The sequence below is a fragment of the Pelagibius sp. 7325 genome (assembly GCF_037652055.1).
Taxonomy (GTDB): domain Bacteria; phylum Pseudomonadota; class Alphaproteobacteria; order Kiloniellales; family Kiloniellaceae; genus Pelagibius.
Map to the genome: position 1 here is coordinate 308,099 of NZ_JBBKAH010000002.1, position 23,586 is coordinate 331,684.

A 23,586-nucleotide genomic window follows, 5' to 3' on the forward strand; every position below is an offset into this window, starting at 1 on the left:
GGCCGGGACCTCTCAGCTGGTCAGCTGGTCGGGTCCGGCAGCAGGTAGCTGGTGACCGACTGCTCGTCGCGCAGCACCACCTTCAGCGCCGCGTTCACCTGATCGGCCGTTACTTCGGCGATGCGCTCGGGCCAGGACTCGACCTGTTCCAGGCTGCCGCCCGTCGTGAGCGCGGCTCCGATGACGCGCGGCGCCGTGCTGAGGTTGTCGCGGGCAAAGACGGCACCGGCGACCAGGCGCTTCTTGGCGGCGGCCACCTCTTCTTCCGTCACGCCGCTTTCCAGCAGCTTGGCGATCTCCTGGCGCAGCGCCGCCTCGGCGGGCTCGATCTCCTGGCCCGGGCGCGGCGCCACGTAGAACTCGAAGGTCGAGTAGTCGTAGTTGTTCGCGCCGTAGCCGGCCCCGGCGCTGCCGGCGACACCCTGCTCCACCACCAGCCGGCTGTAGAGCCGCGCAGTGGCACCGCCGCCGACGATCTCCGAGGCGACCTGCAGCGCATAGGCCTCTGCAGGATCGCCGTCCTCTGCGGCCTGTCGGTAGCTCGGCGCCAGATAGCTGATCGAGACCTGCGGCTGGCGCACGCGCGCGCTGGTCAGGCGCACCTCGCGCGGCGCGTTCTGCGGCGGCTCGATGACGCGCTGACGCTCGGGGATGTCCTTGGCCGGAATCACACCGTAGTACTTCTCGGCCAGGACACGCACCTCTTCGGGTTCGACGTCGCCGGCGATGATGAGGATCGCGTTGTTCGGCGCGTACCACTTGTCATAGAAGGCGATGGCCGCCTCGGTCGAGAGCTGCTCGATCTCGTGGTCCCAGCCGATGATGGGGATGCGGTAGGGGTGGTTGAGGAACTGCACCGCGCGGCTGATCTCACCGAGCTGGCTGGCCGGCTCGTTGTCGGTGCGGCTGCGGCGCTCCTCACGCACAACCTCGCGCTCCGGCAGCACCACCGCGTCGGTGAGCCGAAGATTGGCCATGCGGTCGGCCTCGTTCTTCATCATGATTTCCAGGCGGTCGGCGGCGACCGTCTGGTAGTAAGCGGTGTAGTCCCAGGAAGTGAAGGCGTTCTCGCGCCCGCCGTTGGCGGCGATGATGTCGGAGAACTCGCCCGGCGCCAGGTTCTCGGTTCCCTTGAACATGAGGTGCTCGAGGAAATGGGCGAGGCCGGACTCGCCGGCCTTCTCGTCGGCGGCGCCGACCCGGTACCAGACCGAGTGGTAGACGATGGGCGCGCGGTGGTTTTCAACCACGACCACCTGCAAGCCGTTGGCCAAGGTGAAGCTGACGGGATCGAAAACCCTCGCCTGCGCCGCCTGACCGAAGGCCGCGGCAAGAACAACCGACAATGCCGCGAACACAGGGGCAAGCAACCGGACAGGACGGCGCGAGTCTGCCATTTTTCAGGACCTCCCTTCAGCGTTTCAGGCCGCCAGCGTTGTAAAGACGGCCTGCCGCTAAACCAGAATGATTCTATTGAGCATCTATATGGCACGAAACCGGACGCCCGCAAGCGGAGGCCCGGTCGCATTATGGTGAACAATCGTTAATGACCGGTCAGCGAACCGGCGCGCCGCGACGATTCCGGCCCTCGGCGGATCGGGGCCGAATGGGATCGGTTTCAGCGATTCGTCGTCTCGGAGAACCTGATCTAACCATTTGAAGTAGAACAGATTCTCGGAGGCAGTTTTAGAACAGGCCTTCCAGCGGGGCCTTGCGACGACGCTCGATCTGCGGCGTCGCGCCGGTGGTCGGCGGCTGGCCCAGGGCGGCGTTCTCCTGCAGGCGGCGGGTCTCCGCCACCGGGTCGACGACGGTGCCGGCCGGGGTGGTGTTGTTCCAGAACACCAAGCTGTCCACGAAGTAGTCGGCCTCTTCGTTGATCTGATTGGTCTCGCGGTTCACGATCTGGCGGATGTTGGGATCAGCCTCGGTGGCGCCAGCGGCCTGCAGCAGCGCGGCCTCGCCGGCCGTGCGCGGCACGATGGTTCGCTGCTGCAAGCCAGGGTTCTGGCTGTTGGCAAAGACCGCGCGCTCGGCCTGCTGGGCCGGCGTGCCGACTTGCGGGCGCGGCGCGCCCGGCTCCGGCGGACGCAGGCTGTAGTCCGGCGGCAGGGTCAGCGGCGCGCGCGATACGACGCGGAATTCGTCGGGTGACTGCTTGTTCAGCCCCAACTGTTCGCGAAAGCCGCCGCAGGCGGAAACCGCCAGCGTCAGCCCGGCGATGATGAGAAGCCTCACGGTCATGGCACGATCCATTTTAGACGTCCTCCCTATCCCCGCCCCTTCTTACTCCGCCTGCCCGGCTGGAACAACCCATCCGCAACGATCAGGACAACACCGCAGACGATGGCGCTGTCCGCAAGGTTGAAGGCCGGCCAGTGCCAGCCGGCGAGGTGGAAGTCCAGGAAATCCGCGACCCCCGGTAGGTAGAGGCGGTCGACGGCATTGCCCAGCGCCCCGCCGACCACCAGGCCGACGGCAACCGGCAGCAGGCCCGCGCCGGTTCCGGCACGGCTCTCCTTGCGGAGCCAGACCAAGAGGCCGAGGGAGACGATGACGTTCACCGCGATGAGCAAGAACGGCTTCCAGGCGGCATCGCCCTGGAACATGCCGAAACTGACGCCAGTGTTGTAGGTCAGCACCAGGTTGAAGAAGCCGGTGACCTCGATCACCCGCGGCGGCTGCATCACCACCTTGAGGATGACCCACTTGCTGATCTGATCGCCCAGCAGGACGGCGGTGGCGAGGTAGAGCGCGCTTTGCATCGGGTTCGGGGCGGCGGCTACTGCGCCGCAGCGCCCAAGTGCTGCACCGCATCGGCGCAGCGCGAACAGGTTTCAGGCGCCTCTGCCACCTTGCCGACTTCGGGCAGAACCTTCCAGCAGCGCTCGCACTTCTCGCCCTCGGCCGTGGCGGCGACCACGGCGACTCCGGCAACCTCCGGCAGGCGGAAGGCGCCAGCGGGCGCGGCCGCATCGGTCAACGTGATGTCGGACGTGATGGCCACGTCGGTGAAGTCCACCGCGGCGACGGCATCCATCAGTTCCGGGCGCTCGATATGGACCACCGGGTGGGCCTGCAGACTGGAGCCGATCCGCTTGGCCGCGCGCTCGACCTCCAGCGCACCGGTCACCACGCGGCGCACCTCGCGCACCTTGGCCCACTTGGCCGACAGCTCCTTGTCGAGCCACTCGGCCGGCACTTCCGGGAAGGTGCGCAGATGCACCGAGGGCTCTTTGCCGGTGCCGCGCGCCCACCAGGCCTCCTCCGCCGTGAAGCAGATGATCGGGGCGAGCCAAGCGGTGAGGCAGGAGAACAGTTCGTCCAGCACCGTGCGGCAGGCGCGCCGGCGCAGCGCGTCCGGACGGTCGCAGTACAGGACGTCCTTGCGCACGTCGAAGTAGAAGGCGGAGAGGTCGACCGCGCAGAAGGTATAGACCGCCTGGTAGAGGGCGTGGAAGTCGAAGTCCTCGACGTTCTTACGCACCTGGGCATCCAACTCGGCGAGTCGGTGCAGCACCCAACGCTCCAGCTCCGGCATGTCCTTAGCCGCCACGCGCTCGCTCTCCTCGAAACCGTCGAGGTTGCCCAGCAGGTAACGCAGGGTGTTGCGCAGGCGGCGGTAGGCGTCGCCCTGGTGCTTGAGGATATCGGGACCGAAGCGCAGGTCTTCCTCGTAGTTGGAGGCGACCACCCAGAGACGCAGGATGTCCGCGCCCTGGCTGTCGACCACGTCCTGCGGCGAGAGAGCGTTGCCCTTCGACTTGGACATCTTCTCCTTTCCCTGCTCCTCCAGGATGAAGCCGTGCGTCAGCACGGCGTCATAGGGCGCACGTCCGCGCGTGCCGGCGGACTCCAGGAGCGAGGAATGGAACCAACCGCGATGCTGGTCGGAGCCCTCCAGGTAAAGGTCGGCCGGCCACTTCAGCTCGGGCCGCGCCTCCAGCACGAAGGCGTGGGTCGATCCGGAATCGAACCACACCTCGACCACATCGGTCACCTGCTCGAAGTCACCAGCGCTGTAGTCGTTGCCGAGGAAGCGCTGCGGGTCGCTGGCGAACCACGCATCACCGCCTTCGGCCGCGAAAGCCTCGGCGACGCGTTCGATCACCTTGGCGTCGCGCAGCGGCTCGCCGGTCCTCTTGTCGACGAAGATCGGCAACGGCACGCCCCACAGCCGCTGGCGCGAGATGCACCAGTCGGGGCGCTGCTCGATCATCGAGCGCAGGCGGTTGCGCCCGGTGCCCGGCACGAAGCGCGTGTCGTCGATCGCCTTCAACGCCTTCCCGCGCAGCTCGTTCGTCTCCATGGAGATGAACCACTGCGAGGTGTTGCGGAAGATCAGCGGCGCCTTGGAGCGCCAGGAATGCGGATAGCTGTGCTTCAGCTTGCCCTTGTGCAGCAGGCGCCCGGCCTCGACGAGGCACTTGATGACCTTGCCGTTGGCATCGCCCGGCTTGCCGTCGGCGTCGTAGACCACCGCGCCGGCCAGAAGCGGTACATGGTCGTAGAAATGACCGGCGCCATCGACCGTCTGCGGAATCTCGATGCCGTGCTTCAGGCCCAGCGCCCAGTCGTCGGCGCCGTGGCCCGGGGCGATGTGCACGAAGCCGGTGCCCTGCTCGGTGGTGACGAAGTCGCCCATCAGCACCGGCACGTCGAAATCGTAGCCGCCGCCGGCTTCCGGCGCACCGCGCCAGGGATGCGCGACCACGGTGCCGGCCAGATCACCGGCCTCGCCCAGCAGCGTCCAGGAATCGATTTTGGCATCGGCCTTCACCTGCTCGGCGAGGTCCTTGGCCAGCACCAGCTTCTCACCGGGGATCGCGGCGCTGCCTTCCGCCACCGCGTCGACACGGAACACGCCGTAGGCGATCTCCTCGCCATAGGCGACCGCGCGGTTTCCGGGAATGGTCCAGGGCGTGGTCGTCCAGATCAGCACGGCGGCGCCGTCGAGCAGCGGGTTCGCGCTCTTGGCCACCGGGAAGCGCACCCAGATGGTGGTCGAGGTGTGGTCGTGATACTCGACCTCGGCATCGGCGAGCGCCGTCTTCTCGACCACCGACCACAGCACCGGGCGCGAGCCCTTGTAGATGCCGCCGTTCAGCAGGAACTTGCCGATCTCGCGCACGATCTGCGCTTCGGCGTCGAACGACATGGTGGTGTAGGGGCGCTGCCAGTTGCCGATCACGCCCAGGCGCTTGAACTCCTCGGTCTGGATCTTCACCCATTTCTCGGCGAATTCGCGGCACTCGCGGCGGAACTCGACGACCGGCACGGCGTCCTTGTCCTTGCCGGCGGCGCGGTACTGCTCCTCGATCTTCCATTCGATCGGCAGGCCGTGACAATCCCAGCCGGGGACGTAATGGGCATCCTTGCCCAGCATCTGGTGGGCGCGGTTGATGAGGTCCTTGAGGATCTTGTTGAGCGCGTGGCCGATATGCAGGTGGCCGTTGGCGTAGGGCGGGCCGTCGTGCAGGATGAATTTCTCGCGGCCCTGGGAAACCGCGCGAAGCTGCGTGAAGAGCTCCATCTCGCTCCAGCGCTGCAGGGTCTTCGGCTCGTTCTCGGCCAGGCCCGCGCGCATCGGGAAGTCGGTCTTCGGCAGGAAGACGGTGGATCGGTAGTCGACGGTCATGCCGTGGCTCTTCTCACGCTTGGCCCGGGTCAGGCCCCGGGCAAGGCAAAGGGGGTGTCGGCCAGGATCTCGCGGGCCTGGCCGCAATCGAGGGCGATTTGTGCCCGCAAAGCCTCAAGGCCGTCAAACTTCTTTTCCGGCCGGAGGAAGTCGATCAGGCGCACCCGCAGCATCTCGCCATAGAGGTCGCCTGCGAAATCGAAGATATGCACCTCCAGGCGGACGCCCTCGCCGGCCACCGTGGGGCGGTGGCCAAGATTGGCGACGCCCGGCAGCCAGCGGGTCTCGCCGCCGTGCTCGACGCCGGGATCGCGCCCGGCCAACACCGCGTAGACTCCGAGCGCCGGGCAGAGGAACTCGCCGAGGCCCATGTTGGCGGTGGGAAAGCCGATGGTGCGGCCGCGCTGCTCGCCGCGCTCGACCCGGCCCTCGATCTCCCAGGGACGGCCCAGCAGCTCGGCGGCCTTGGCCGGGCGTCCTTCGCGCAGGTGGGTGCGGATGATGGAAGAGGAATAGACCTCACCTTCGCCGGTCATCACCGGGTCCACGGCAGTGACGCCGAAGCCGTGCTGGGCGCCCATCGACTTCAAGAGCGCGGCATTGCCGGCCCGTTTGTGGCCGAAGCAGAAATCCCAACCGACCACCACGTGGCGCGCCGCCAGATCGCCGACCAGGATGTCCTGCACGAAGGCCTCGGCCGGCTTCAGCGAAAAGGCGCGGTCGAAGTGCAGCACGAAGAGGTCGTCGACGCCGGCGTCCTGCAAGGCGTGTGCCTTGGCGCGCAGGGAGGTCAGGCGAAAGGGCGGCTGGTCCGGCAGAAAGACGCTGCGCGGGTGCGGCTCGAAGGTCAGCACCGCGAGGGGCACGCCCAGGGCATCCGCCTGGCTGCGCGCATCGGCCAGCAGCAGCTGGTGGCCGCGATGCACGCCGTCGAAATTGCCGATGACCACCACCGCGCCGCGGACGGCGGCGGGAAGGTCCTGGGTATGCCGGAAAATAGCCATAAGACCGGCTGGTCTGACGCCTTCGGCGGGGTCTGTCAACGAAAGAAGCTTGCGCCGCAACGCCTTGGGGGCAGCGCGGCGCGGCGGCGGCTCAGCCGGCACTCATTCGGCGGCCTGGGGGGCTTTCGCTGCGGCTTTGTTCCCGGCGCCCCGATCGTTTCCGGGGGTGCCGGCCATGTCCTGGCGGCTGGCCACCATCAGGGTCGCCTCGCCCTCCAGCACCACCGTGGTCCCGACGGTACAGACGGTGTCGAAGACCACCCGCTTCTTCTCCGATTGGATCTCCTTCACCGTGACCCGCGCCTCCACCGTGTCGCCAATCTTCACCGGCGCCTTGAAGCGCAGATCCTGGCGCAGGTAGATGCAGCCGGGGCCCGGCAGGCGGGTGCCAAAGACCGTCGAGATGAAGCTGGCCGAGAGCATGCCGTGGGCGATGCGCCCGCCGAACATGGTCTTCTCCGCAAAGCTCTGGTCCAGGTGAACCGGGTTGGTATCGCCGGAAATGCCGGCAAACATGGTGATATCGGCTTCCGTCACCGTCTTCCCGAAGACCGCCGTCATGCCGACCGTGAGGTCCTCGAGGAAGTAGCCGTGCTTTTCCTGCATCGGATCGACTCTCTCCGCCACTGTAATTATCTTACGATCAGAGAACTGACCGGGTAATTTTATTGTTGCTACTCTAGGGGACCACTCCCCCATTCGCAAGTGCGATTTTGCAGTCGCGAACAAGCCGGACTCTGGCACTTTTTGGTGAATTTTTGCCTTACGGGAACGCGCGGGTCGGGCGTTGGTTGCGCGGCGCAAAAAGAACGCTAGCGGCGGCGAAGCGGGCCGGCCATGGCGGCCAGGTCGCGGTCCATCTGGTCGCGGATCGCCTCCACCGGCAGGGTCGCGGTGGGGGCGCTGACAGTCGAGGCCACCGGCACGCTGGCGCCCTGCTCCTCCAGCGGTAGCGGCGCCCGGCGCAGCATGCGATAGAGGGCGAAGATGCCGATGGCGGCATGCACCGCCCCGATACAGATGAAGAAGCCCTCGCCACCCATCTGGCGCATCAGCAGCGATACCGCGATGGGCCCGAAGACCGCCCCGGCGCCGCCGACCATCATCAAGGTGCCGCTGGCGGAGACCATCTGCTTGGGGGTCAGGTAGTCGTTGGTGTGGGCGATACACAGCGAGTACATGGGCAGGCTCATGCCGCCCAGCAGAAACATCATGGCATAGAGAGCGATGGGTTCGCCGCTGCCGGCCTGGCCGGCGGCGAAGCTGGCGGCCACAGCTGCGAGCGCGCCGGCGAAGGTGACGCCGGTGAGCACGCGGCGGCGGTCGAGCTTGTCCGACAGGCGGCCGATTGGCCACTGGAAGGCCATGCCGCCGAGAATGCTGGCACTGACGAAGACGGCGATCTGCGGCACGCTGAGGCCGACCGCGCCGGCATAGACTGCCGACATGGCGTAGATCGCCGCGTTGGCCATGCCGGTACCCATGGCGCCAATCATGCCAAGCGGCGAGGTCCGGTAGAGCGCGCGCAGGCCGAGCGGCTCCGGCGCGGTGAAGTCAGGCGTCGGCGCGACCGAGACTGAGATCGGCACCAGCGCCATGGAGACCAGCACCGAGGCCACCACGAACAGGACGAAGCTGTTGGGGTCGGCGAGGTTCAACAAGAACTGGCTGGCAGCCAGGCCGCCCAGAACCACCAGCATGTAAACCGACAGGAGAGTGCCTCGGGTTTCGTTGGTGGCGCGGTCGTTGAGCCAGGATTCGGCAACCACGTAGAGGCCGGCGTAGCAGAAGCCGGTGACCATGCGCATCGCGCTCCAACTCCAGGGGTCAACGAAGACCGCATGGAGCAGTGCAGCGGTGGAAGCCGTGGAAGCGAGAGCGGCGAATACGCGCACGTGGCCGACGTTGCCAACCACCTTGGGCGTTACCAGGGCACCGACAAGAAGACCGACGTAGTAGCTGGCCATGATCAGGCCCGTCGCCTCGGTAGAGAAGGCTTCCTGGCCGGCGCGGATGCCGAGCAGCGAGTTCTGCAGGCCGTTGCCAAGCATCAGCATGCCGAGCCCGACGAAGAGCGCCCAAGCGGATTTGACGGCTACCAGCATGCAAGACCTGTTCAGGGAAAGGGTAACGGACCAGCCGGCCCGTTCCAGCCGGCCCGTTTACGTGGCGCTCTCCGGTTATGCAACGCCGCCCGACGGCACCGCTAGCGGATTTGCGCCGCCCCTAGGCGCGGACGGGCGCGTTCGGCGGCAGGCCTATGCCAGCGCCTTCAGGGCCGCCTGCTCGTCCGGCCCGAAGCCGACCAACAGGCGGTCGCCTGCCTCCACGACCGGCCGCTTGACGAGTGTGGGGTGGCGTTCCAGCAGCCGGGCGGCCTTGGCAGCATCCAGGCCGGCCTTTTCCGCCTCCGGCAAGTCGCGCCAGGTGGTGCTGCGCCGATTCAACAGGACCTCCCAGCCCGCCGCAGCGAGCCAAGAGCCCAAGCGCTCGCGCGGCAGGCCGTCGGCGCGCAGGTCGTGAAAGCGGAAGGGCCGCCCGCCTGCCTCCAGCAGCTTCACCGCCTTGCGGCAGCTGTCACAATTCTTCAGGCCGTAGATGACAATCACCCGTGCAATGCTCCCCTCCAATCAGGACTTGCCCTATAGCCGAGCACAGGGCGCCGCGTCGACCCCCTTTCCCTGTCTGCTCCCTGTCTGCCGGCATGCCCCCTTCGGGCCACTCCGTCGGCAGCCCTTTAGGACGGTTGACAGAGCGCACCGGCAGGCCTTCTCTAGGCGGAATGAATGCCGCCCAGACACAATCCGAGACTGACTGCAGGACCATGCTGGCCGGGCAGGTCATCGTCCTGCTGGAGGACGACGAATTGATCCGCCGGGCGACCGAGCGCATGTTGCGCCGCTTCGGCGCCGAGGTGGTGATCGGCACCAGCAGCAGCGAGGCCTTGGAAGCCGCCGCCGCAAGAAACTTAACCCCGAGTTGCATCATCGCGGACTACTGGCTGAGCCCCCAGGAAGACGGCCTGAGCGCCGCCGCCGCAGTCCGCGCCGCGGTCCGCGCCGCGACTGCGAAGCCCCTGCGCGGCCTCATCATCACCGGCGATCTTTCCAAGGAAGTCGCGGAGGACGTCCGCCGCGCCGGCTTCGTCCTGCTGCGCAAGCCGGTAAATGTGGATAAATTTCTCGACGCGCTCACCGGTCCTGTCTAATCAATTCGTGCAGATCACCAGCCTTTCGGACCAACTTCTTACTAAATTACAATCTATGGGTGTGTTTGACTGGGATTGAATTCGCACCGAGCCTGGAAGTCGCGGTAGCTGATAAGCAATTTCCAGCTGTTCTCGACCCAACGACAGCCCCGGCGGCACTCGTTTTGTAGTTGAAAAGCCAGCGAAAATTCGGAATATACCAGTCGTACAGGGGCGTCAGATGCTATGCTGATTCATGTTGTGTCGTTCGAACCTTCGGCGGCCAATGGATTGGCTCAAGATCAATTCGGGGAAAATTCTGATGCCCGGTGCCAATGAAATCCGGCCCGTCGATGACCGGAAGATGCAACGAATTTCAGGGTTCTCTAAAACATGAAGGTCCTCTACGCCGACGATCACTGGATTACACGCAGCGCCGCGAAGCATCTGATTGACCGGCTGGAGCCTGGCAGCGAGCTGCTCGAAGCGGCGGACTTTCGGCAGGCTCTCGAGATCGCGTCCGGCAACCCCGACCTGGATCTGATCCTGCTCGACCTGCTGATGCCCGGCATGAAGCGCTTCGAAGGCCTTCGCGCAATGCGTGAGTGCCTGCCGCAGGTGCCGGTGGTCGTCATGTCAGCCATCGAGGACCGTGACGAGATCCTGCGCTGCATCGAAGCCGGCGCCATGGGCTACATCCCGAAATCGGCTCAGGCCGACGAGATCGAGTCCGCGCTGCAGACGGTGCTCTCCGGCGGCGTCGCCTTCCCGCGCCGGCTGCTGGAGCAGCGTAACCCGGCCAAGAAAGCGCCGGTCTACGGCTTCGGCAGCGAGAAGTCGCTGGAGGATGTCGCCAACGCGCTGACCAAGCGCCAGCTGCAGGTCTACAAATATCTCGGCCAGGGCATGTCGAATGCCCAAGTGGCCGAGTCCCTCGGCCTTTCAGAGCACACCGTGCGGGTGCACGTCTCCGCCATCGTGAAGCGGCTGAACCTCGACAGCCGCACCCAGGCGGCCATCAGCGCCGCTGCGCAGGTCCGCGCGATGGAAGAGGCCGAAGCGGCCAATTTCTAAGCCGCCGCCGCAAGAAGCCATCGACAAGGGCCGCGCGCCATCGGGTGCGCGGCCCTTTTCTTTGCCGGCCAGGCTGGTGCCGGCTAACGGCGCGACAGCACGTAGTGGCAAAGCGCGCGCAGGCGCGCCGGCCTGACCGGCCGGAGCAGCACCTGCGCGACGGCAGCGAGAGGATCGCCCGGCACCAACGGCGCATCGGCAAGCAGGATGACCGGCGGCCCGCCATCGGCAGGCACATCCCAGCGCGCCCCGGCATCGAAGGCCGCCCGGTCGGCGATCACCAGGGCACCGTCACGCTCCAGGGCCACCGCCAGGCCGGCCGGCGGCACCACATGCACCTTGGCGCCCCAACCTTCCAGACAGGCCTGCAGCGCCGGCGCGTCCACCCCTTCCAGCACCACCACGTCGGCCCCCGCCAGGGGATTGCCGACGGCGGCGTCGAGCGGCTCCGCCGGCTTGCCGGCGGTTTCCACCGCGCCGGCCGCCGCCTCATCCGCACGCGGTACCGACAAAGCGAAGCAGGATCCCTTGCCGAGCGTAGAGGCGACCGTCAGCGGGTCACCGGCCAGTTCGGCGAGCTGTCGGGCATAGGTCAGCCCCAGACCGAGGCCACGCTCGCGCGGCCGCACTTCGTTTTCTAAACGGAAGAACGGCTCGAAGAGATGCTTCAACTGGTTCTCGGCGATGCCGAGGCCGCTGTCCCAGACCTCGATGCGCCAGCGGCTGCAGTCGCGCCGGCAGCCTAGCAGCACCTTGCCCTCGCGGGTGAACTTGGCGGCATTGTCGAGGAGGATGGCGAGGAGGTTGCGGAGGACCACCGGGTCGGCGCGCACCACGGCACGGGTCGGCGCCACCTTGAGAGTGAGGCCCAGTCCGGTGAAGTGCGGCGTGAAGTCTTCGCGCAACCGGTCGAACAGCGTGCGCAGCGGCACGTCCTCGACCTGCAAGGAAAGCAGACCCTGACGCGCACGCTCGACGTTGGCCAGCGATTCGAGCCAGGCGTTCGAGAGGGCCACGGCATAGCGCATGTCATCGGCGATGAGCGTCAGTTCATGCTGGTCGGGCCCCTGGCGCAGCTCTCCGATCAGCAGGCTGAGGGCATTCAGCGGCTGGCGCAGCTGATGCTCGGCATCCAGGAACAGGCCTCGCGAATGCCCTTTGCCCGGCCGGTCCAAGTCAGCCCTCCCTTGCCATGGTCCCCAAGCTCCGACACAAGGCCGGAAGCCCCGCTCACGCGCTGCCAGCATAAGCCGATCGGCGAAGGGGTGAAACGCTATGTCCTTTCGCGCGGCAGCAACGCGCCCGTCAATGGTTGCCTTCGGGCCGCGAGGTGCCGGCAGCCGGCCGGTTGTGGCTGAGATGATCGCCGCCGTCGAGGCCGATCATCTGCCCGGTCATCGAGGGGCTGGCGATGATGAAGCGCAACGCCTGGGCGATCTCCGCCGGGCTGGCGCCGTCGCCCAGCGGCAAGCCGGCACGCCGCGCCGCGAAATCGGCGTCACTCTGGCCGCGCGAGGGCAGTGTGGGGCCGGGGCCGATGGCGTTGACCCGGATGCGCGGCGCGAGCGCCTGCGCCAAGGTCTGGGTCAAGGTCCACAGCCCGGCCTTGGAAAGGGTGTAGCTGAGATATCCCGGGGCCAGGTTCCACACCCGCGTGTCGAGCAGATTGATCACCAGGCCCTTGGCCTCCGCCGGCAGCGCTGCGGCGAAGCGCTGGGTCAGCACGAAGGGCGCGCGCAGATTGACCTCGAGGTGCGCGTCCCAGCTCGCGCGGTCGCAGCTGGCGTGGTCGTCGAACTCGAAGATCGAGGCATTGTTGACCAGCAGGCCCAGCGGGCCGAGGGCCGCCGCCGCGCGGTCGATCAGCGGCGTCACGGCCGCCTCGTCGCCGAGGTCGGCCTGCAGCGCGACGGCGCGGCCGCCGGCAGCGGCGATCTCCGCTGCCAGGGCCTCGGCCTCGTCCCGGGAGGACTGGTAGTGCAGCGCCACGGCCCAGCCTTGCGCCGCGAGGTCGCGCGCCATCGCCGCGCCGATGCGGCGGGCGGCACCGGTCACCAGCGCGGCATTCGGGCCCTTAAACGGGAGAAGGCCCGGCGGCGGCGAAAAAGCGTCTTCGGTGGCGGTCATGGGAAATCCGGGAAGAGGACGAAATCGGCGGCTATCTGCCGATCATGCCGAGGAATTCGCGCCGCGTCTTGGGATCGTCGCGGAACACGCCCAGCATACGGCTGGTCACCATGGTGACGCCCGGCTTGTGCACGCCGCGGGTGGTCATGCACTGGTGCGCGGCGTCGATCACCACGGCAACGCCGTGCGGCTGCAGCACGTCGTCGATGGTATTGGCGATCTGAGCGGTCATCTTCTCCTGGATCTGCAGGCGGCGGGCATAGACCTCGACGACGCGCGCCAGCTTGGAGATGCCGACGACGCGGCGCCGGGGCATATAGGCGACATGGGCGACGCCGATGATCGGCGCCAGGTGATGCTCGCAGTGGCTCTCGAAGCGGATGTCGCGCAGCAGCACCATTTCGTCGTAGCCGCCGGTCTCCTCGAAGGTGCGCTGCAGGATCTCGACCGGGTCCTGGGAGTAGCCGGCGAAGAACTCCTCGTAGGCGCGCGCGACGCGCCCCGGCGTGCCGAGCAGGCCCTCGCGTGCCGGGTCGTCGCCGGCCCAGCGCAGCAGCGTGCGCACCGCAGCCTCGGCCTCCTCCCGGCTCGGCCGGCCCGTGGGATCGGCCTCTGTGGCCGCGGCCGCCCCGGCGATGTTTCGCGTCATGCTGATACTCCCCAGCCCATCATTCAATCGCTCCCGCAGGACAAATAGCCCATCGGCCCCAGATTCCAAGCGCCTCGCGGCCCGAACAGGCAAACGATGAGATGGGAACCACCCATGCCTCGGACATGCCGCCGAAACCGCGCAAACAGTCATGGGGTCAGGTCTTGCACAGATTCGGAGCAAGCATGCTGCACGCGGGTGCTCGCTTGCCGACCACGGCAGAAGCGGACAACCAACCTGTCCATGTTTGCGATCGTTGGATGGTGCCCCTGGCCTGACTCGAACAGGCACTCCCTTGCGGGAAACAGATTTTGAGTCTGTCGCGTCTACCAATTCCGCCACAGGGGCCCCTAAGAGGGGAGCCCGGGCGGGGCGGCACAGCGCCTCCGTTTCCGGGCCGGAGCGCATCATAGCCGGGGCCGCGCGCTTGGCAACCGGGGACTGCTGTCCAAGAGACCCGGCTGGCGTCCGCCGGGCCGCTCACCCCGGCCGGCGGCCCGCCGGGCCGCTCACAAGGATTTCTATAGCACTGACTTGGCAGACACGTTTAAATGCAACGTCCGTATGCGACGATCAGGTTGTGCCAAACTGGACGAGCGTGGCCCTCAGGCTGGCCGCAGAAGGCCACAAGGCGCCCCGACCGACGCCCGGACCTGGAGGACGAAGGCTAGGTAGAGCACGGAGTAGGACCTTAATGGTGGATGGGCGCGAGGGGTCACGCCCCCCGCGCCGTAAAGGGAAGAACCTGGCATCGCGACAGCGGGACGAACGGCAGGTCCCGCCGGTTTGCCTTCACCGGGCGTGTGAGTCACTCGGCATGGTCGTTACCCGGCGCTTTTGGGTGCCGGCGTTCAAGTTACCGGGCATGTGACACGGTTTCTCACGGGAACGGGTTCGGAGATTGCGGACAGGGCGGAAGGCCGCCGCCGAGCTTCCCAACATTGCGATGGCTGCAGGACGTAGGAAAGGGTCTCCCTTGCTTGTCTTGGAGTGGCCGTTGTGATGAATAATGATCATGATTTCGACAGGGACGAAATCACCCACCGTAACGTGAAGGCCGTGGTCAAGTGGTTCAACGCGACCAAGGGCTTCGGCTTCGTACAACTGAGCGAGGGCGCCCCCGACGCCTTTCTGCATATTTCCGTGGTCGAACGCACGGGCCATCGTGAACTGTATGAAGGCGCAGCCATCGTCTGCGACCTGATGCAGGGCCGCAAAGGCCTGCAAGTCGCCGAAATCCATAGCGTGGAAGCCGGTGCCGGGCCCGCCCCGAGCGCCGGACGAAGTTTCGGCGGCGGCGGCCACAGCAGCGGCCACGGCGGCGGCATGGCCGGCGCGACCGAGGTCATCGAAGGAACCGTGAAGTTCTTCAATACTGAAAAGGGCTTCGGTTTCGTCATCCCGGACAACGGCGGCAAAGACATCTTCGTCTCCGGCCGCACGCTGGAGCGCTTCGGTCTGCCCGCTTTGCAGCCGAACCAGCGGGTGCGGCTGCACTGCCGCATGGGTCAGAAGGGACCGATGGCCGAGCAGGTCGAACTGCTCTAGGGAGCAGCGGCTACGGCAGCAAATGAGGCCGGAAAGCGCCCGCCGGAAGGGCGATGCGATTCCGGTTGCCGGCGCCGGTGAACATCAGGGAAGGCTCATTCAAGCGTCCCTTGAGATTTCCTCCCGGCCTTGCCGAGGAGGCGGCTATTGGAGGCGGCTTTCCTCCTCTTCCGGCAAATCCGCCGGCGGCATGTTGCAGGGGCCGGCATGGTGATGCACCAGCTTCCAGCCGCCGTCCTCCAGCACGAAGACGTTGGTCGCCGCCAGCAGACTTTCCCCGATCATCTCGTAACAGGTGACGAAGGCGGTTTCGCCGTAGCGCCGCGCCTTGGCGCCGCGCATGGCGACGCCTTGGTTGTCGGGGTTGTTGAGGATCGCCGCCCAGCTCTGCATCACCTGGTCGCGCCCGCTTAAGGAAGGCCAGCCCGGATGGGTGCAGGCCACCGGAACGCGCTGTGCCCAGAGCGCCTCCATCGCCTCCATGTCCTTCAGCTGGAAGGCGAAGTAGAAGGCCTCGTTGGCGAAAAGGATCTCGGCGTGTTCCTGCATGGGCTCCCGAAGCGGTTATCCATCGGCACCGTTGCACCGGCCGGCGGGAGCCTAGCATGATCGCCGGGCAGCCGCCCCCCTGAAGCTTGGCCCCCTGAAGCTTGGCCCCCGGAAGCTTGCCCCCGTCAAGCGGCCCTGCTAAACGGGCGGCACAACAACGGGCGGCCGGAACCATTGCGCCGGCATGAGGAAAGGGTCTGATCGGACGTGCTGCGGCGACTCTATGATTGGACCATGGACCTGGCGGCCCATCGCCACGCCCTGGCGGCCCTGGCCTTCATCTCCTTCATCGAATCCTCGGTCTTTCCGATCCCGCCGGATGTGCTGCTGATTCCGATGATCCTGGCAGCGCGCGATCGCGCTTGGCTGATCGCCGCGGTCTGCACCGCCGCCTCGGTGGCCGGCGGCGTCGCCGGCTATGGTATCGGCGCCCTGCTGTTCGATACCGTCGGCCAGCCGATCGTCGCGTTCTATGGCTACCTCGATCGCTTCGAGGAATTCCAGGCACGCTACGAGGAATGGGGCGCCTGGATCGTCGCCGGCGCCGGCTTCACGCCGTTTCCCTATAAGGTGATCACCATCACCTCTGGTGTCATGAAGCTGGACTTCGGTGTCTTCATGACCGCCTCGGTGATCTCGCGCGGCGCCCGCTTCTTTCTGCTCGCCGCCCTGCTGTGGTACTTCGGGCCACCGATTCGCCGCTTCATCGAGCGCTACCTGCCGCAGCTCACCATTCTTTTCTTCGTGCTGCTGCTCGGCGGCTTCGTCGCTCTGCGCTACCTCTTCTAGCCCCCACAAAGGCCGGTCGACGCACCATGGACGCTCTCTTCCGCAATCCCCGCACCCTGCCGGCGCTGCTCGTTGCCGCCTGCCTCGGCGCCCTGGGCACCGCGCTCGCCTCGCAGTACTGGGGCGGACTCTATCCCTGCGTGCTATGCATCTACCAGCGCTACGCCTACGGCGCCGCGATGGCTCTGGCGGCGCTCGCCTTCCTGCTCGCTGCCGCGCCGGCCGGACGCCGCCTGGCGCTGATCGGCAGCGGCCTCGCCTTCACCGCGGGCATCGCCATCGCTGTTTTCCACGTCGGCGTCGAACAGAAGTGGTGGCAGGGCACCGCCCAATGCCATGCGCCGCAGCTGCCGGAGAACGCCACCGTCGAGCAGCTCCGCGAGATCCTGCTGAACCAGCCCTTCGCACCCTGCGACCGCATCCCCTGGGAGCTCTTCGGCGTCTCCATGGCCGGCTACAACGTCCTGGCCTACGCCCTGCTCGCCGCGCTAACCTTCTGGGCAGCCTTCCGGCCTACGCAAGGACGCTAAGCGATGAGCGAAAGCCCGCAGGACAAAAACCCCAACAGCGGCGCCGACCGCAGCCTGCCCGGCGACCTCGACGCGCAAGAGCGCCTGGCCCGCATGATCCGCGTCGACCATGCCGGCGAATACGGCGCCCGGCGCATCTACGAGGGCCAGCTGGCGGTGCTGGGCAAGAGCGCCTGCGCGCCGACCCTGAAGCACATGCACGAGCAGGAACTGCACCATCTGCGCACCTTCGAGAACCTGATGGTGGAAAACCGCGTGCGCCCCACCGCGCTGCAGCCGGTGTGGCACGTCGCCGGCTTCGCGCTGGGCGCCGCCACCGCACTGCTCGGCGAGAAGGCGGCCATGGCCTGTACCGTCGCGGTGGAAGAAGTGATCGACGAGCACTATGCCGGCCAGCACGCCGAACTGGCCGACGACCAAGCCAACCTCAAGGACACCATCGAGACCTTCCGCCAGGAAGAGCTGGAGCACCGCGACATCGGCCTGCAGCACGGCGCCGAGGAGACGCCGGGCTACGAGCTGCTGACCGGTGCGGTTAAGGCCGGCTCGCGCCTGGCGATCTGGCTGTCGGAACGATTCTGAGATCCACCGCAGGCACTATGCGCATCGTGCTGATCCTGCTGGGGGTGGTCATTTCCGTTGGAGCGCTGGTGTTCTGGCTCACGCTGAATGGCTTGGCGCGCGAAGGGTTGCCGAACGACGCTGAATTCTCGATCAATTGGCTGAGCGAGAGTGCCCTGATCTACTTCTGGCTATCCTTCCTGGCGGGCTGCGCCCTAGCCACCATGGCCGGAAAGCCGCGCAAGAGGCAGTAACAGGAGGCGGGCTGCTCAGGACTCCAGTTCGCTGTCCCAGTAAAGAAAATCCCGCCAACTTTCGTGGAGGAAGTTTGGCGGGAAGCAGCGACCGTTCTCCTGCAGCTGGTAGGTCGTAGGCTCTTCGACCGGCCTCAAGAGCGACATGCCGCTCTCTTTCAGCATACGGTTGCCCTTGACCAGATTACACTCCTGGCAGGCGGTCACCACGTTCTCCCAAGAGGTACGGCCGCCGCGCGAGCGTGGGACGATGTGGTCGAAGGTCAACTCCTCCGCCGGCAGTTCGTCGCCGCAATATTGGCATTCGAAGCTGTCCCGCAGGAACACGTTGAAACGGGTGAAGGCGGGCCGGCGGTCCAGGCTGACGTACTGCTTCAGCGAGATGACGCTGGGCAGCTTCATCTCGAAGCTGGGCGAGCGCACCACGGTGTCGTATTCCGAGACGATGTTCACCCGGTCGAGGAAGACCGCCTTGATGGAATCCTGCCAGGACCACAAGGACAAGGGGAAGTAGCTCAACGGCCGGAAATCGGCGTTGAGGACGAGAGCCGGATAAGCTTGCGCGGCACCGGTCATGTCCGGTCCATCCTCCCTCTGCGTCGCGTCTCATACTGGGATGCCAGGCCCAGGGACGCGCTATAAATACTAAATGCCGCCGCCACACACAAGATATTGGGAATTGCGGCGCCGGCAGTCGGGGTAAATTTCATGCAACCGTCATCCCCGGCGCCGGCCGCTGGCGGGCCACCGCCCAAGGCGACCCGCGGACCCTAATCATATTGATACGAATAATTAAACTTTAAAGCACTAGAGTAGTGTCGCAGCTATTTACACCATAAATGTGTCTTTGCAGGGAGACCCCCTCTCATCATGCCCGCCCCCGTCGGATCGAACAAAACCAACAATCTAGGGAGTCCGGTCCGGCGCGTCGGCAAGCTGACGATTGCGCGGAAGCTGCCGCTGGTCATCGTCGCCACGGCCCTGGTGTCCGCCATCGCGGTCGGTCTTGCGAGCTACCTGGAAGCGTCTTCGGCGATGCGCCGGGAGGCGGAAGTGAAGCTGACCGCCCTCATGCAGGTGCGCCGCACCGCCCTCACGGACTACCTCGACTCCATCCGCCAGGACCTGCGCACCCTGGCCTCCAACGAGGTGGTCCAGCGCGCGGCGGTGGATCTGGCCGCCGCCTACGGGGAGTTCGGTCCGGAGGCAAAAGACCGACTGCAGCAGGCCTACATTGCCGATAACCCGCATCCGGTCGGCCACAAGGAAGAGCTCGATGCCGCCGACGACGGCTCGCTCTACGGCATCTACCACGGCAACTATCATCCCTGGTTCCGCGGCTTCCTGCGCGAGCGCGGATATTACGACATCTTCCTCTTCGATCCGCACGGGAACGTGGTCTACACGGTGTTCAAGGAGCTCGACTTCGCCACCAACGTGATCACCGGCGAATGGAAGGACAGCGACCTCGGCAATGCCTTCCGGGCCGCCGTCGCCGAGCCGACCATCGGCCACCAAGCCTTCTTCGACTTCGCCCCCTACGCGCCGAGCAACGACGCACCGGCCGGATTCATTGCCACGCCCCTGCTGGACAAGAATGGGGTACTGATCGGCGTGCTCGCTTTCCAGATGCCGATCGACAAGATGAACGGCGTGATGCAGGACGTCGCCGGACTTGGCGAGCTCGGACAGTCTTTCATCGTCGGCAGCGATCTGCTGATGCGCAGCGATTCACGTTTCAGCCAGGAAACAACGATTCTCAAGCAGCGGGTCGACAATGACGCCGTCGCCAAGGCGCTGAGCGGCGCGGAAGGCGTCGCCGAACTGACCAACTATAGCGGCCACGAGTCGCTCACGGCCTATGGTTCGCTCGACTTCCTCGGCACCCGCTGGGCTTTGATCGCAGAGGACCAAAGCGAAGAGATCTTTGCCAGTGTCACCGCGATGCGCGACAGAAGCGTGGTCGTGACCCTGATCACCCTGCTCTTCGTCTCCGGTCTCGGATACCTGCTGTCGCGCGGCATCGTGCGGCCCCTCGTCGCGATGACTGGTGCCATGCGCGAGCTCGCCGCCGGAAACAAGGAGATCGTCATCCCCGCCCAGGGACGCACCGACGAACTGGGCGAGATGTCCGCTGCCGTGCAGGTCTTCAAGGAGACCGCCATCGAGGCTGACCGCCTGGCCGCCGAACAGGCCGCGCGCGACGCCCGTGCCGAACAGGAAAAGCGGCAGGCGACCCTGAAGCTGGCCGACGAGTTGGAAGGGAGCATCAAGTCCGTGGTCGACGCAGTCTCAGCCGCCGTCGGCCAGATGCAGACCGCCGCAAAGGGCCTTAACAAGAGCGCCCAGCGCACCGACGCCCAGGCGACCGAAGTGGCGACAGCCGCCGCAGAGGCTTCGGCCAATGTCCAGACTGTCGCCTCGGCCTCCGAAGAACTGGCCAGTTCGATCGAGGAGATCAGCCGCCAGGTCAGCCAGTCGACCGGGATATCCAGCGAGGCCGTCGAGCTGGCCGAACGCACCGGCACCACTGTGGAGGGCCTCTCGGAAGATGCCCGGAAGATCGGCGACGTGGTGCAGCTGATCAACGATATCGCCGAGCAGACCAACCTGCTGGCCCTCAACGCCACCATCGAGGCGGCGCGCGCGGGCGACGCGGGCAAGGGCTTCGCTGTGGTCGCCAACGAGGTGAAGTCGCTGGCCACCCAGACCGCCAAGGCGACCGAGGAGATTTCTCAGCAGGTCGGCAGCATGCAGCACGCCACCGAACAAACCGTCGCCGCCATAGAGGACCTGCGCGCCGCCATCGATCGCGTCAGCCAGGTCAGCGCCAGCATCGCCTCAGCGGTGGAAGAGCAGAACGCCGCCACGCTGGAGATCTCCCGCAACGTGCAGGAAGCCGCCGAAGGGACCAAGCGGGTGACAGGCAACATTCACGGCGTGACGGAAACCGCTGCCGAGACCGGTGCCTCCGCCGGCCAGGTGTCGAGCGCAACGGAGGCGCTGTCGTCGGAGGCCGAGCGCCTGCGCAGCTCGGTCGAGCGCATCCTCTCCTCCATGCGGGCCGCTTGAGGGCTATCCTCGGGAAGAAGTAAGGCGGGCTGCCCACGCACGCGCCCGGCGGATTGCCGCCTTGGCGGTCTCGCGCACCTTTGGAGAGCCGACGGCCAGCAGCAGCACGCCCAGCGGGATCATCCAGAACCCCAGCACGGGGAGAAAGCCGAAGACGCCACCCACGATCAGCAGCAGGCCGACGCTCCAGCGCAGCGGCGGCGGGGCCTGCAGGGCCCAGCTGTAGAGGGGGTTCGGTTTCTGCATGGGGCGGAGGGCTCCTCTCTTACTGCCCCAAACGTTCAGGAGCCGGATTTCGTTCCTGCCGCGTCCCCAGCACCCGCCATGGTTTCCGGAAACAGGTGCTGAACCAGGGCGACGGCGCAGAGCTGCAAACCTTCCTGGTCGATACCGTGGCCGAGGCCCGGGCGGGCATAGGCGGCGACCGGCACACCGTTCAGGCTCATCGCCTCTTCGGCGATCGCCATGGCCTCGAAGGGCACCACCGGATCGGCGTCGCCGTGAACCAGCAGCACCGGCGGGCGGCTGGCGATCTCCTCGCCCAGGATCTCGGGCGTCAGCAGTGCACCGGAAAAGCCGACCACCACCGCGCAGGCCCGCGGCCGGCGCAGCGCCGTATGCAGCGCGGTCATGGTGCCTTGAGAGAAACCGACGAGGGCAAGGCGATCGTCGCTCAGGCCCCGTTTTTCCAACTCGGCATCAAGGAAGGCATTGAGGCTGGGTGTCACGCCGGCGACGCCCTCCCGCAGCACCTCGGGATCGCGGTCCTGCAGGCTGAACCACTGGCGGCCCATCGGCGCCATGTCACAAGGAAAAGGGGCGTGGGGCGACACGAAGGCGGTATCGGGCAGCAGCGGTGCCAGCAAAGGCGCCAGCGAGATGAGGTCGTTGCCGTCGGCCCCCAGGCCGTGCAGGAACACCACCAGGGCACGCGCCTTGCCCGAGCTCTCATGTCGCGGGCCTTCCAGTTGCATCAGGTCACTCACTGCGGACCAATCCTTCCCTATCGAGACAAAAAATTCACGCCGTCCGCTTCACGGAACGCCCCAGGGCGACACCGGGATGGCGGTAGAGGTGCCAGAGAAAGCGCGCCGCGGCGCTGCGGTGCGGCCGCCAGGCCTCGGCCAGCGCCGTCATCACCTTAGGATCGGGGCGGGTCTCCAGCTTTTTCAGGTGCTGCGCCGCGACGCAGAGCGCGAGATCGCCCGCCGGCATGACGTCCGGCCGCCCCATGGCGAACAGCAGATAGATTTCCGCCGTCCAGCGCCCGATCCCCTTCACGCGGGTGAGCGCCGCCAGCACCGCCGCGTCGTCGAGGGCCTCAAGACCGTCGATGTCCAGCGTGCCGCCGGCGATCTCTTCGGCCAGGATGCGGCCGTAGCGCATCTTGGGGCGGCTGAAGCCCACGGCACGCAGGTCGTCTTCGCTGAGCGTCAGGAACCGATCCGCTGTCAGCGGCTCGACGCGCGCTTCCAGCCGCGCGATGATGGCCGCCGCCGACTGCACCGAGACTTGCTGGCCGGCAATCATCCGGATCAGGCCGGCAAAGCCCGGCGCGCTGCCGCGCACCGGCGGCAGGCCGCAGCGACCGTAGGCCTCGGCGATGTCGGGGTCGGCGGCGGCGAGCGCCTCCAGGGCCGGGCGCAGCCGCTCGTCGGGTACAGGTTCAGGGATCATCGCTGGACTTTAACCGCTGCTTGGCTTACGGCCAATCGCATGTCGCGCCCGGAAACCAACCCCAACGTCACCCGTTTCGCCCCCTCGCCCAGCGGCTACCTCCACCTGGGCCACGCCTACGCGGCACTGTTCGCCACCCGGGCGGCCGGCGCGGGAGGCCGCTTGCTGCTGCGCATCGAGGACATCGACGCCGACCGCGCCCGGTCCGCCTACGAGGCGGCGATCTTCGAGGATCTCGCCTGGCTGGGCCTCGCCTGGGAGCAACCGGTGCGCCGCCAGTCCGAACATCTGGCCGACTACTTACGAGCCCTCGCTGCATTGGATGCGCGCGGGCTGGTCTACCCCTGCTTCTGCACCCGCAAGGAGATCGCCGCCGAGATCGCCCGCGCCGGCGCGGCGCCGCACGGCCCGGCGGAGAGCCTCTATCCCGGCACCTGCCGCCGGCTCGCGGCAGCGGAGCGCAGGGCGCGCAAGGAGGCGGGCACGCCCTTTGCGGTACGCCTCGACGTCGAAATGGCAGTGGAAGCGGCGGAGTCCGCCCACGGCGGGCCGCTCACCTGGCACGATCGCGGGCGCGGCCTCCAGGTCTGCGATCCGCGTCCCCAGGGCGACGTGGTGCTGGCCCGCAAGGACATCGCCACCAGCTATCACCTGAGCGTGGTGGTCGACGACGCCGCCCAGGGTATCACCCTGGTGACCCGCGGCGAGGACCTCTTCGAGGCGACCCACGTCCACCGCCTGCTGCAGGCCCTGCTGGATCTGCCGGTGCCCGACTATCACCACCACCGCCTGATCACCGACGAGCACGGCCAGCGCCTCGCCAAGCGCAGCGACGCACTCTCGATCCGTGCCCTGCGCGAAGCCGGCCGCAGCGCGGCGGCGGTCGTGGCGCTGATCGGCCTGGAGGAGATCCCGACGGGAAACTAA

25 protein-coding genes and 1 tRNA gene are annotated in these 23,586 nt (G+C 66.8%); 9 read left to right on the forward strand and 17 right to left on the reverse strand.

The window, feature by feature from the left end:
* Nucleotides 1-20: 20 nt before the first annotated feature.
* The 8 genes from WDC82_RS03385 to WDC82_RS03420 form a co-directional block, all read right to left on the reverse strand.
* Nucleotides 21-1,397, reverse strand: coding sequence for a pitrilysin family protein (locus WDC82_RS03385; protein ID WP_340115844.1), 1,377 nt, complete (start codon nt 1,395-1,397; stop codon nt 21-23).
* 289 nt (nt 1,398-1,686) lie between these two features.
* Nucleotides 1,687-2,244: a DUF3035 domain-containing protein gene (locus tag WDC82_RS03390; protein WP_340115845.1), complete on the reverse strand. Its 558-nt coding sequence runs from the start codon at nt 2,242-2,244 to the stop codon at nt 1,687-1,689.
* 26 nt (nt 2,245-2,270) lie between these two features.
* Entirely contained in the window at nt 2,271-2,765 is a 495-nt protein-coding gene (gene lspA / locus WDC82_RS03395; RefSeq protein ID WP_340115846.1) for a signal peptidase II, read from the reverse strand.
* A gap of 17 nt (nt 2,766-2,782) precedes the next feature.
* Nucleotides 2,783-5,638 carry an isoleucine--tRNA ligase gene (gene ileS, locus WDC82_RS03400; RefSeq protein WP_340115847.1) on the reverse strand — a complete coding sequence of 952 codons (2,856 nt, stop codon included), beginning with the start codon at nt 5,636-5,638 and terminating at the stop codon, nt 2,783-2,785.
* Between the two features lie 29 nt (nt 5,639-5,667).
* Nucleotides 5,668-6,642, reverse strand: coding sequence for a bifunctional riboflavin kinase/FAD synthetase (locus WDC82_RS03405; protein WP_340115848.1), 975 nt, complete (start codon nt 6,640-6,642; stop codon nt 5,668-5,670).
* Nucleotides 6,643-6,744: 102 nt separating this feature from the next.
* Complete coding sequence (locus WDC82_RS03410) at nt 6,745-7,248, reverse strand: MaoC family dehydratase (RefSeq protein WP_340116950.1); 504 nt, start codon at nt 7,246-7,248, stop codon at nt 6,745-6,747.
* 206 nt (nt 7,249-7,454) lie between these two features.
* The gene (locus WDC82_RS03415) at nt 7,455-8,747 is read right to left on the reverse strand and encodes an MFS transporter (RefSeq protein ID WP_340115849.1); all 1,293 of its coding nucleotides are present in this window, start codon (nt 8,745-8,747) and stop codon (nt 7,455-7,457) included.
* Nucleotides 8,748-8,900: 153 nt separating this feature from the next.
* Complete coding sequence (locus tag WDC82_RS03420) at nt 8,901-9,251, reverse strand: arsenate reductase (RefSeq protein WP_340115850.1); 351 nt, start codon at nt 9,249-9,251, stop codon at nt 8,901-8,903.
* 215 nt (nt 9,252-9,466) lie between these two features.
* Here WDC82_RS03420 and WDC82_RS03425 point away from each other — a divergent pair, with 215 nt between their 5' ends.
* Together WDC82_RS03425 and WDC82_RS03430 are read left to right on the forward strand one after the other, a co-directional pair.
* Nucleotides 9,467-9,850 (forward strand): response regulator, encoded by a 384-nt coding sequence (locus tag WDC82_RS03425; RefSeq protein WP_340115851.1) that lies wholly within the window; start codon nt 9,467-9,469, stop codon nt 9,848-9,850.
* A gap of 372 nt (nt 9,851-10,222) precedes the next feature.
* Nucleotides 10,223-10,903 carry a response regulator transcription factor gene (locus WDC82_RS03430; protein WP_340115852.1) on the forward strand — a complete coding sequence of 227 codons (681 nt, stop codon included), beginning with the start codon at nt 10,223-10,225 and terminating at the stop codon, nt 10,901-10,903.
* A gap of 83 nt (nt 10,904-10,986) precedes the next feature.
* Here the strand turns inward: WDC82_RS03430 and WDC82_RS03435 are convergent, their stop codons facing one another.
* The 4 genes from WDC82_RS03435 to WDC82_RS03450 all read right to left on the reverse strand — a co-directional run bounded on the left by WDC82_RS03435 (nt 10,987) and on the right by WDC82_RS03450 (nt 14,027).
* Nucleotides 10,987-12,078 carry an ATP-binding protein gene (locus tag WDC82_RS03435; RefSeq protein ID WP_340115853.1) on the reverse strand — a complete coding sequence of 364 codons (1,092 nt, stop codon included), beginning with the start codon at nt 12,076-12,078 and terminating at the stop codon, nt 10,987-10,989.
* Nucleotides 12,079-12,208: 130 nt separating this feature from the next.
* Complete coding sequence (locus tag WDC82_RS03440) at nt 12,209-13,030, reverse strand: SDR family oxidoreductase (RefSeq protein ID WP_340115854.1); 822 nt, start codon at nt 13,028-13,030, stop codon at nt 12,209-12,211.
* Between the two features lie 31 nt (nt 13,031-13,061).
* Entirely contained in the window at nt 13,062-13,679 is a 618-nt protein-coding gene (gene folE / locus WDC82_RS03445) for a GTP cyclohydrolase I FolE (protein WP_340115855.1), read from the reverse strand.
* Between the two features lie 261 nt (nt 13,680-13,940).
* Nucleotides 13,941-14,027, reverse strand: a tRNA-Leu gene (locus WDC82_RS03450).
* A 642-nt stretch (nt 14,028-14,669) separates the two neighbouring features.
* Between WDC82_RS03450 and WDC82_RS03455 the strand changes: the two genes are divergently transcribed.
* Complete coding sequence (locus WDC82_RS03455) at nt 14,670-15,227, forward strand: cold-shock protein (protein WP_340115856.1); 558 nt, start codon at nt 14,670-14,672, stop codon at nt 15,225-15,227.
* A gap of 144 nt (nt 15,228-15,371) precedes the next feature.
* Here WDC82_RS03455 and WDC82_RS03460 read toward each other — a convergent pair whose 3' ends face one another.
* Nucleotides 15,372-15,776, reverse strand: coding sequence for a nuclear transport factor 2 family protein (locus WDC82_RS03460; RefSeq protein ID WP_340115857.1), 405 nt, complete (start codon nt 15,774-15,776; stop codon nt 15,372-15,374).
* 207 nt (nt 15,777-15,983) lie between these two features.
* Here WDC82_RS03460 and WDC82_RS03465 point away from each other — a divergent pair, with 207 nt between their 5' ends.
* Genes WDC82_RS03465 through WDC82_RS03480 form a run of 4 tightly spaced genes read left to right on the forward strand, consistent with a single transcriptional unit; the run spans nt 15,984 to nt 17,910 of the window.
* Nucleotides 15,984-16,565, forward strand: coding sequence for a YqaA family protein (locus WDC82_RS03465; protein ID WP_340115858.1), 582 nt, complete (start codon nt 15,984-15,986; stop codon nt 16,563-16,565).
* Nucleotides 16,566-16,591: 26 nt separating this feature from the next.
* Entirely contained in the window at nt 16,592-17,095 is a 504-nt protein-coding gene (locus WDC82_RS03470) for a disulfide bond formation protein B (protein ID WP_340115859.1), read from the forward strand.
* 3 nt (nt 17,096-17,098) lie between these two features.
* The gene (locus tag WDC82_RS03475) at nt 17,099-17,677 is read left to right on the forward strand and encodes a demethoxyubiquinone hydroxylase family protein (protein ID WP_340115860.1); all 579 of its coding nucleotides are present in this window, start codon (nt 17,099-17,101) and stop codon (nt 17,675-17,677) included.
* A gap of 17 nt (nt 17,678-17,694) precedes the next feature.
* Nucleotides 17,695-17,910, forward strand: coding sequence for a hypothetical protein (locus tag WDC82_RS03480; RefSeq protein ID WP_340115861.1), 216 nt, complete (start codon nt 17,695-17,697; stop codon nt 17,908-17,910).
* Between the two features lie 15 nt (nt 17,911-17,925).
* Here WDC82_RS03480 and WDC82_RS03485 read toward each other — a convergent pair whose 3' ends face one another.
* Complete coding sequence (locus tag WDC82_RS03485; RefSeq protein WP_340115862.1) at nt 17,926-18,486, reverse strand: HNH endonuclease; 561 nt, start codon at nt 18,484-18,486, stop codon at nt 17,926-17,928.
* Between the two features lie 294 nt (nt 18,487-18,780).
* Here WDC82_RS03485 and WDC82_RS03490 point away from each other — a divergent pair, with 294 nt between their 5' ends.
* Nucleotides 18,781-20,982 (forward strand): methyl-accepting chemotaxis protein, encoded by a 2,202-nt coding sequence (locus tag WDC82_RS03490; protein ID WP_340115863.1) that lies wholly within the window; start codon nt 18,781-18,783, stop codon nt 20,980-20,982.
* 3 nt (nt 20,983-20,985) lie between these two features.
* Here the strand turns inward: WDC82_RS03490 and WDC82_RS03495 are convergent, their stop codons facing one another.
* Genes WDC82_RS03495 through WDC82_RS03505 form a run of 3 tightly spaced genes read right to left on the reverse strand, consistent with a single transcriptional unit; the run spans nt 20,986 to nt 22,659 of the window.
* Entirely contained in the window at nt 20,986-21,228 is a 243-nt protein-coding gene (locus WDC82_RS03495) for a hypothetical protein (protein ID WP_340116977.1), read from the reverse strand.
* 35 nt (nt 21,229-21,263) lie between these two features.
* Entirely contained in the window at nt 21,264-21,968 is a 705-nt protein-coding gene (locus tag WDC82_RS03500) for an alpha/beta fold hydrolase (protein ID WP_340115864.1), read from the reverse strand.
* Between the two features lie 34 nt (nt 21,969-22,002).
* Nucleotides 22,003-22,659, reverse strand: a complete 657-nt coding sequence (locus WDC82_RS03505) for a DNA-3-methyladenine glycosylase 2 family protein (RefSeq protein ID WP_340115865.1) — start codon at nt 22,657-22,659, stop codon at nt 22,003-22,005.
* A 39-nt stretch (nt 22,660-22,698) separates the two neighbouring features.
* Here WDC82_RS03505 and gluQRS point away from each other — a divergent pair, with 39 nt between their 5' ends.
* Nucleotides 22,699-23,586: a tRNA glutamyl-Q(34) synthetase GluQRS gene (gluQRS, locus tag WDC82_RS03510; RefSeq protein WP_340115866.1), complete on the forward strand. Its 888-nt coding sequence runs from the start codon at nt 22,699-22,701 to the stop codon at nt 23,584-23,586.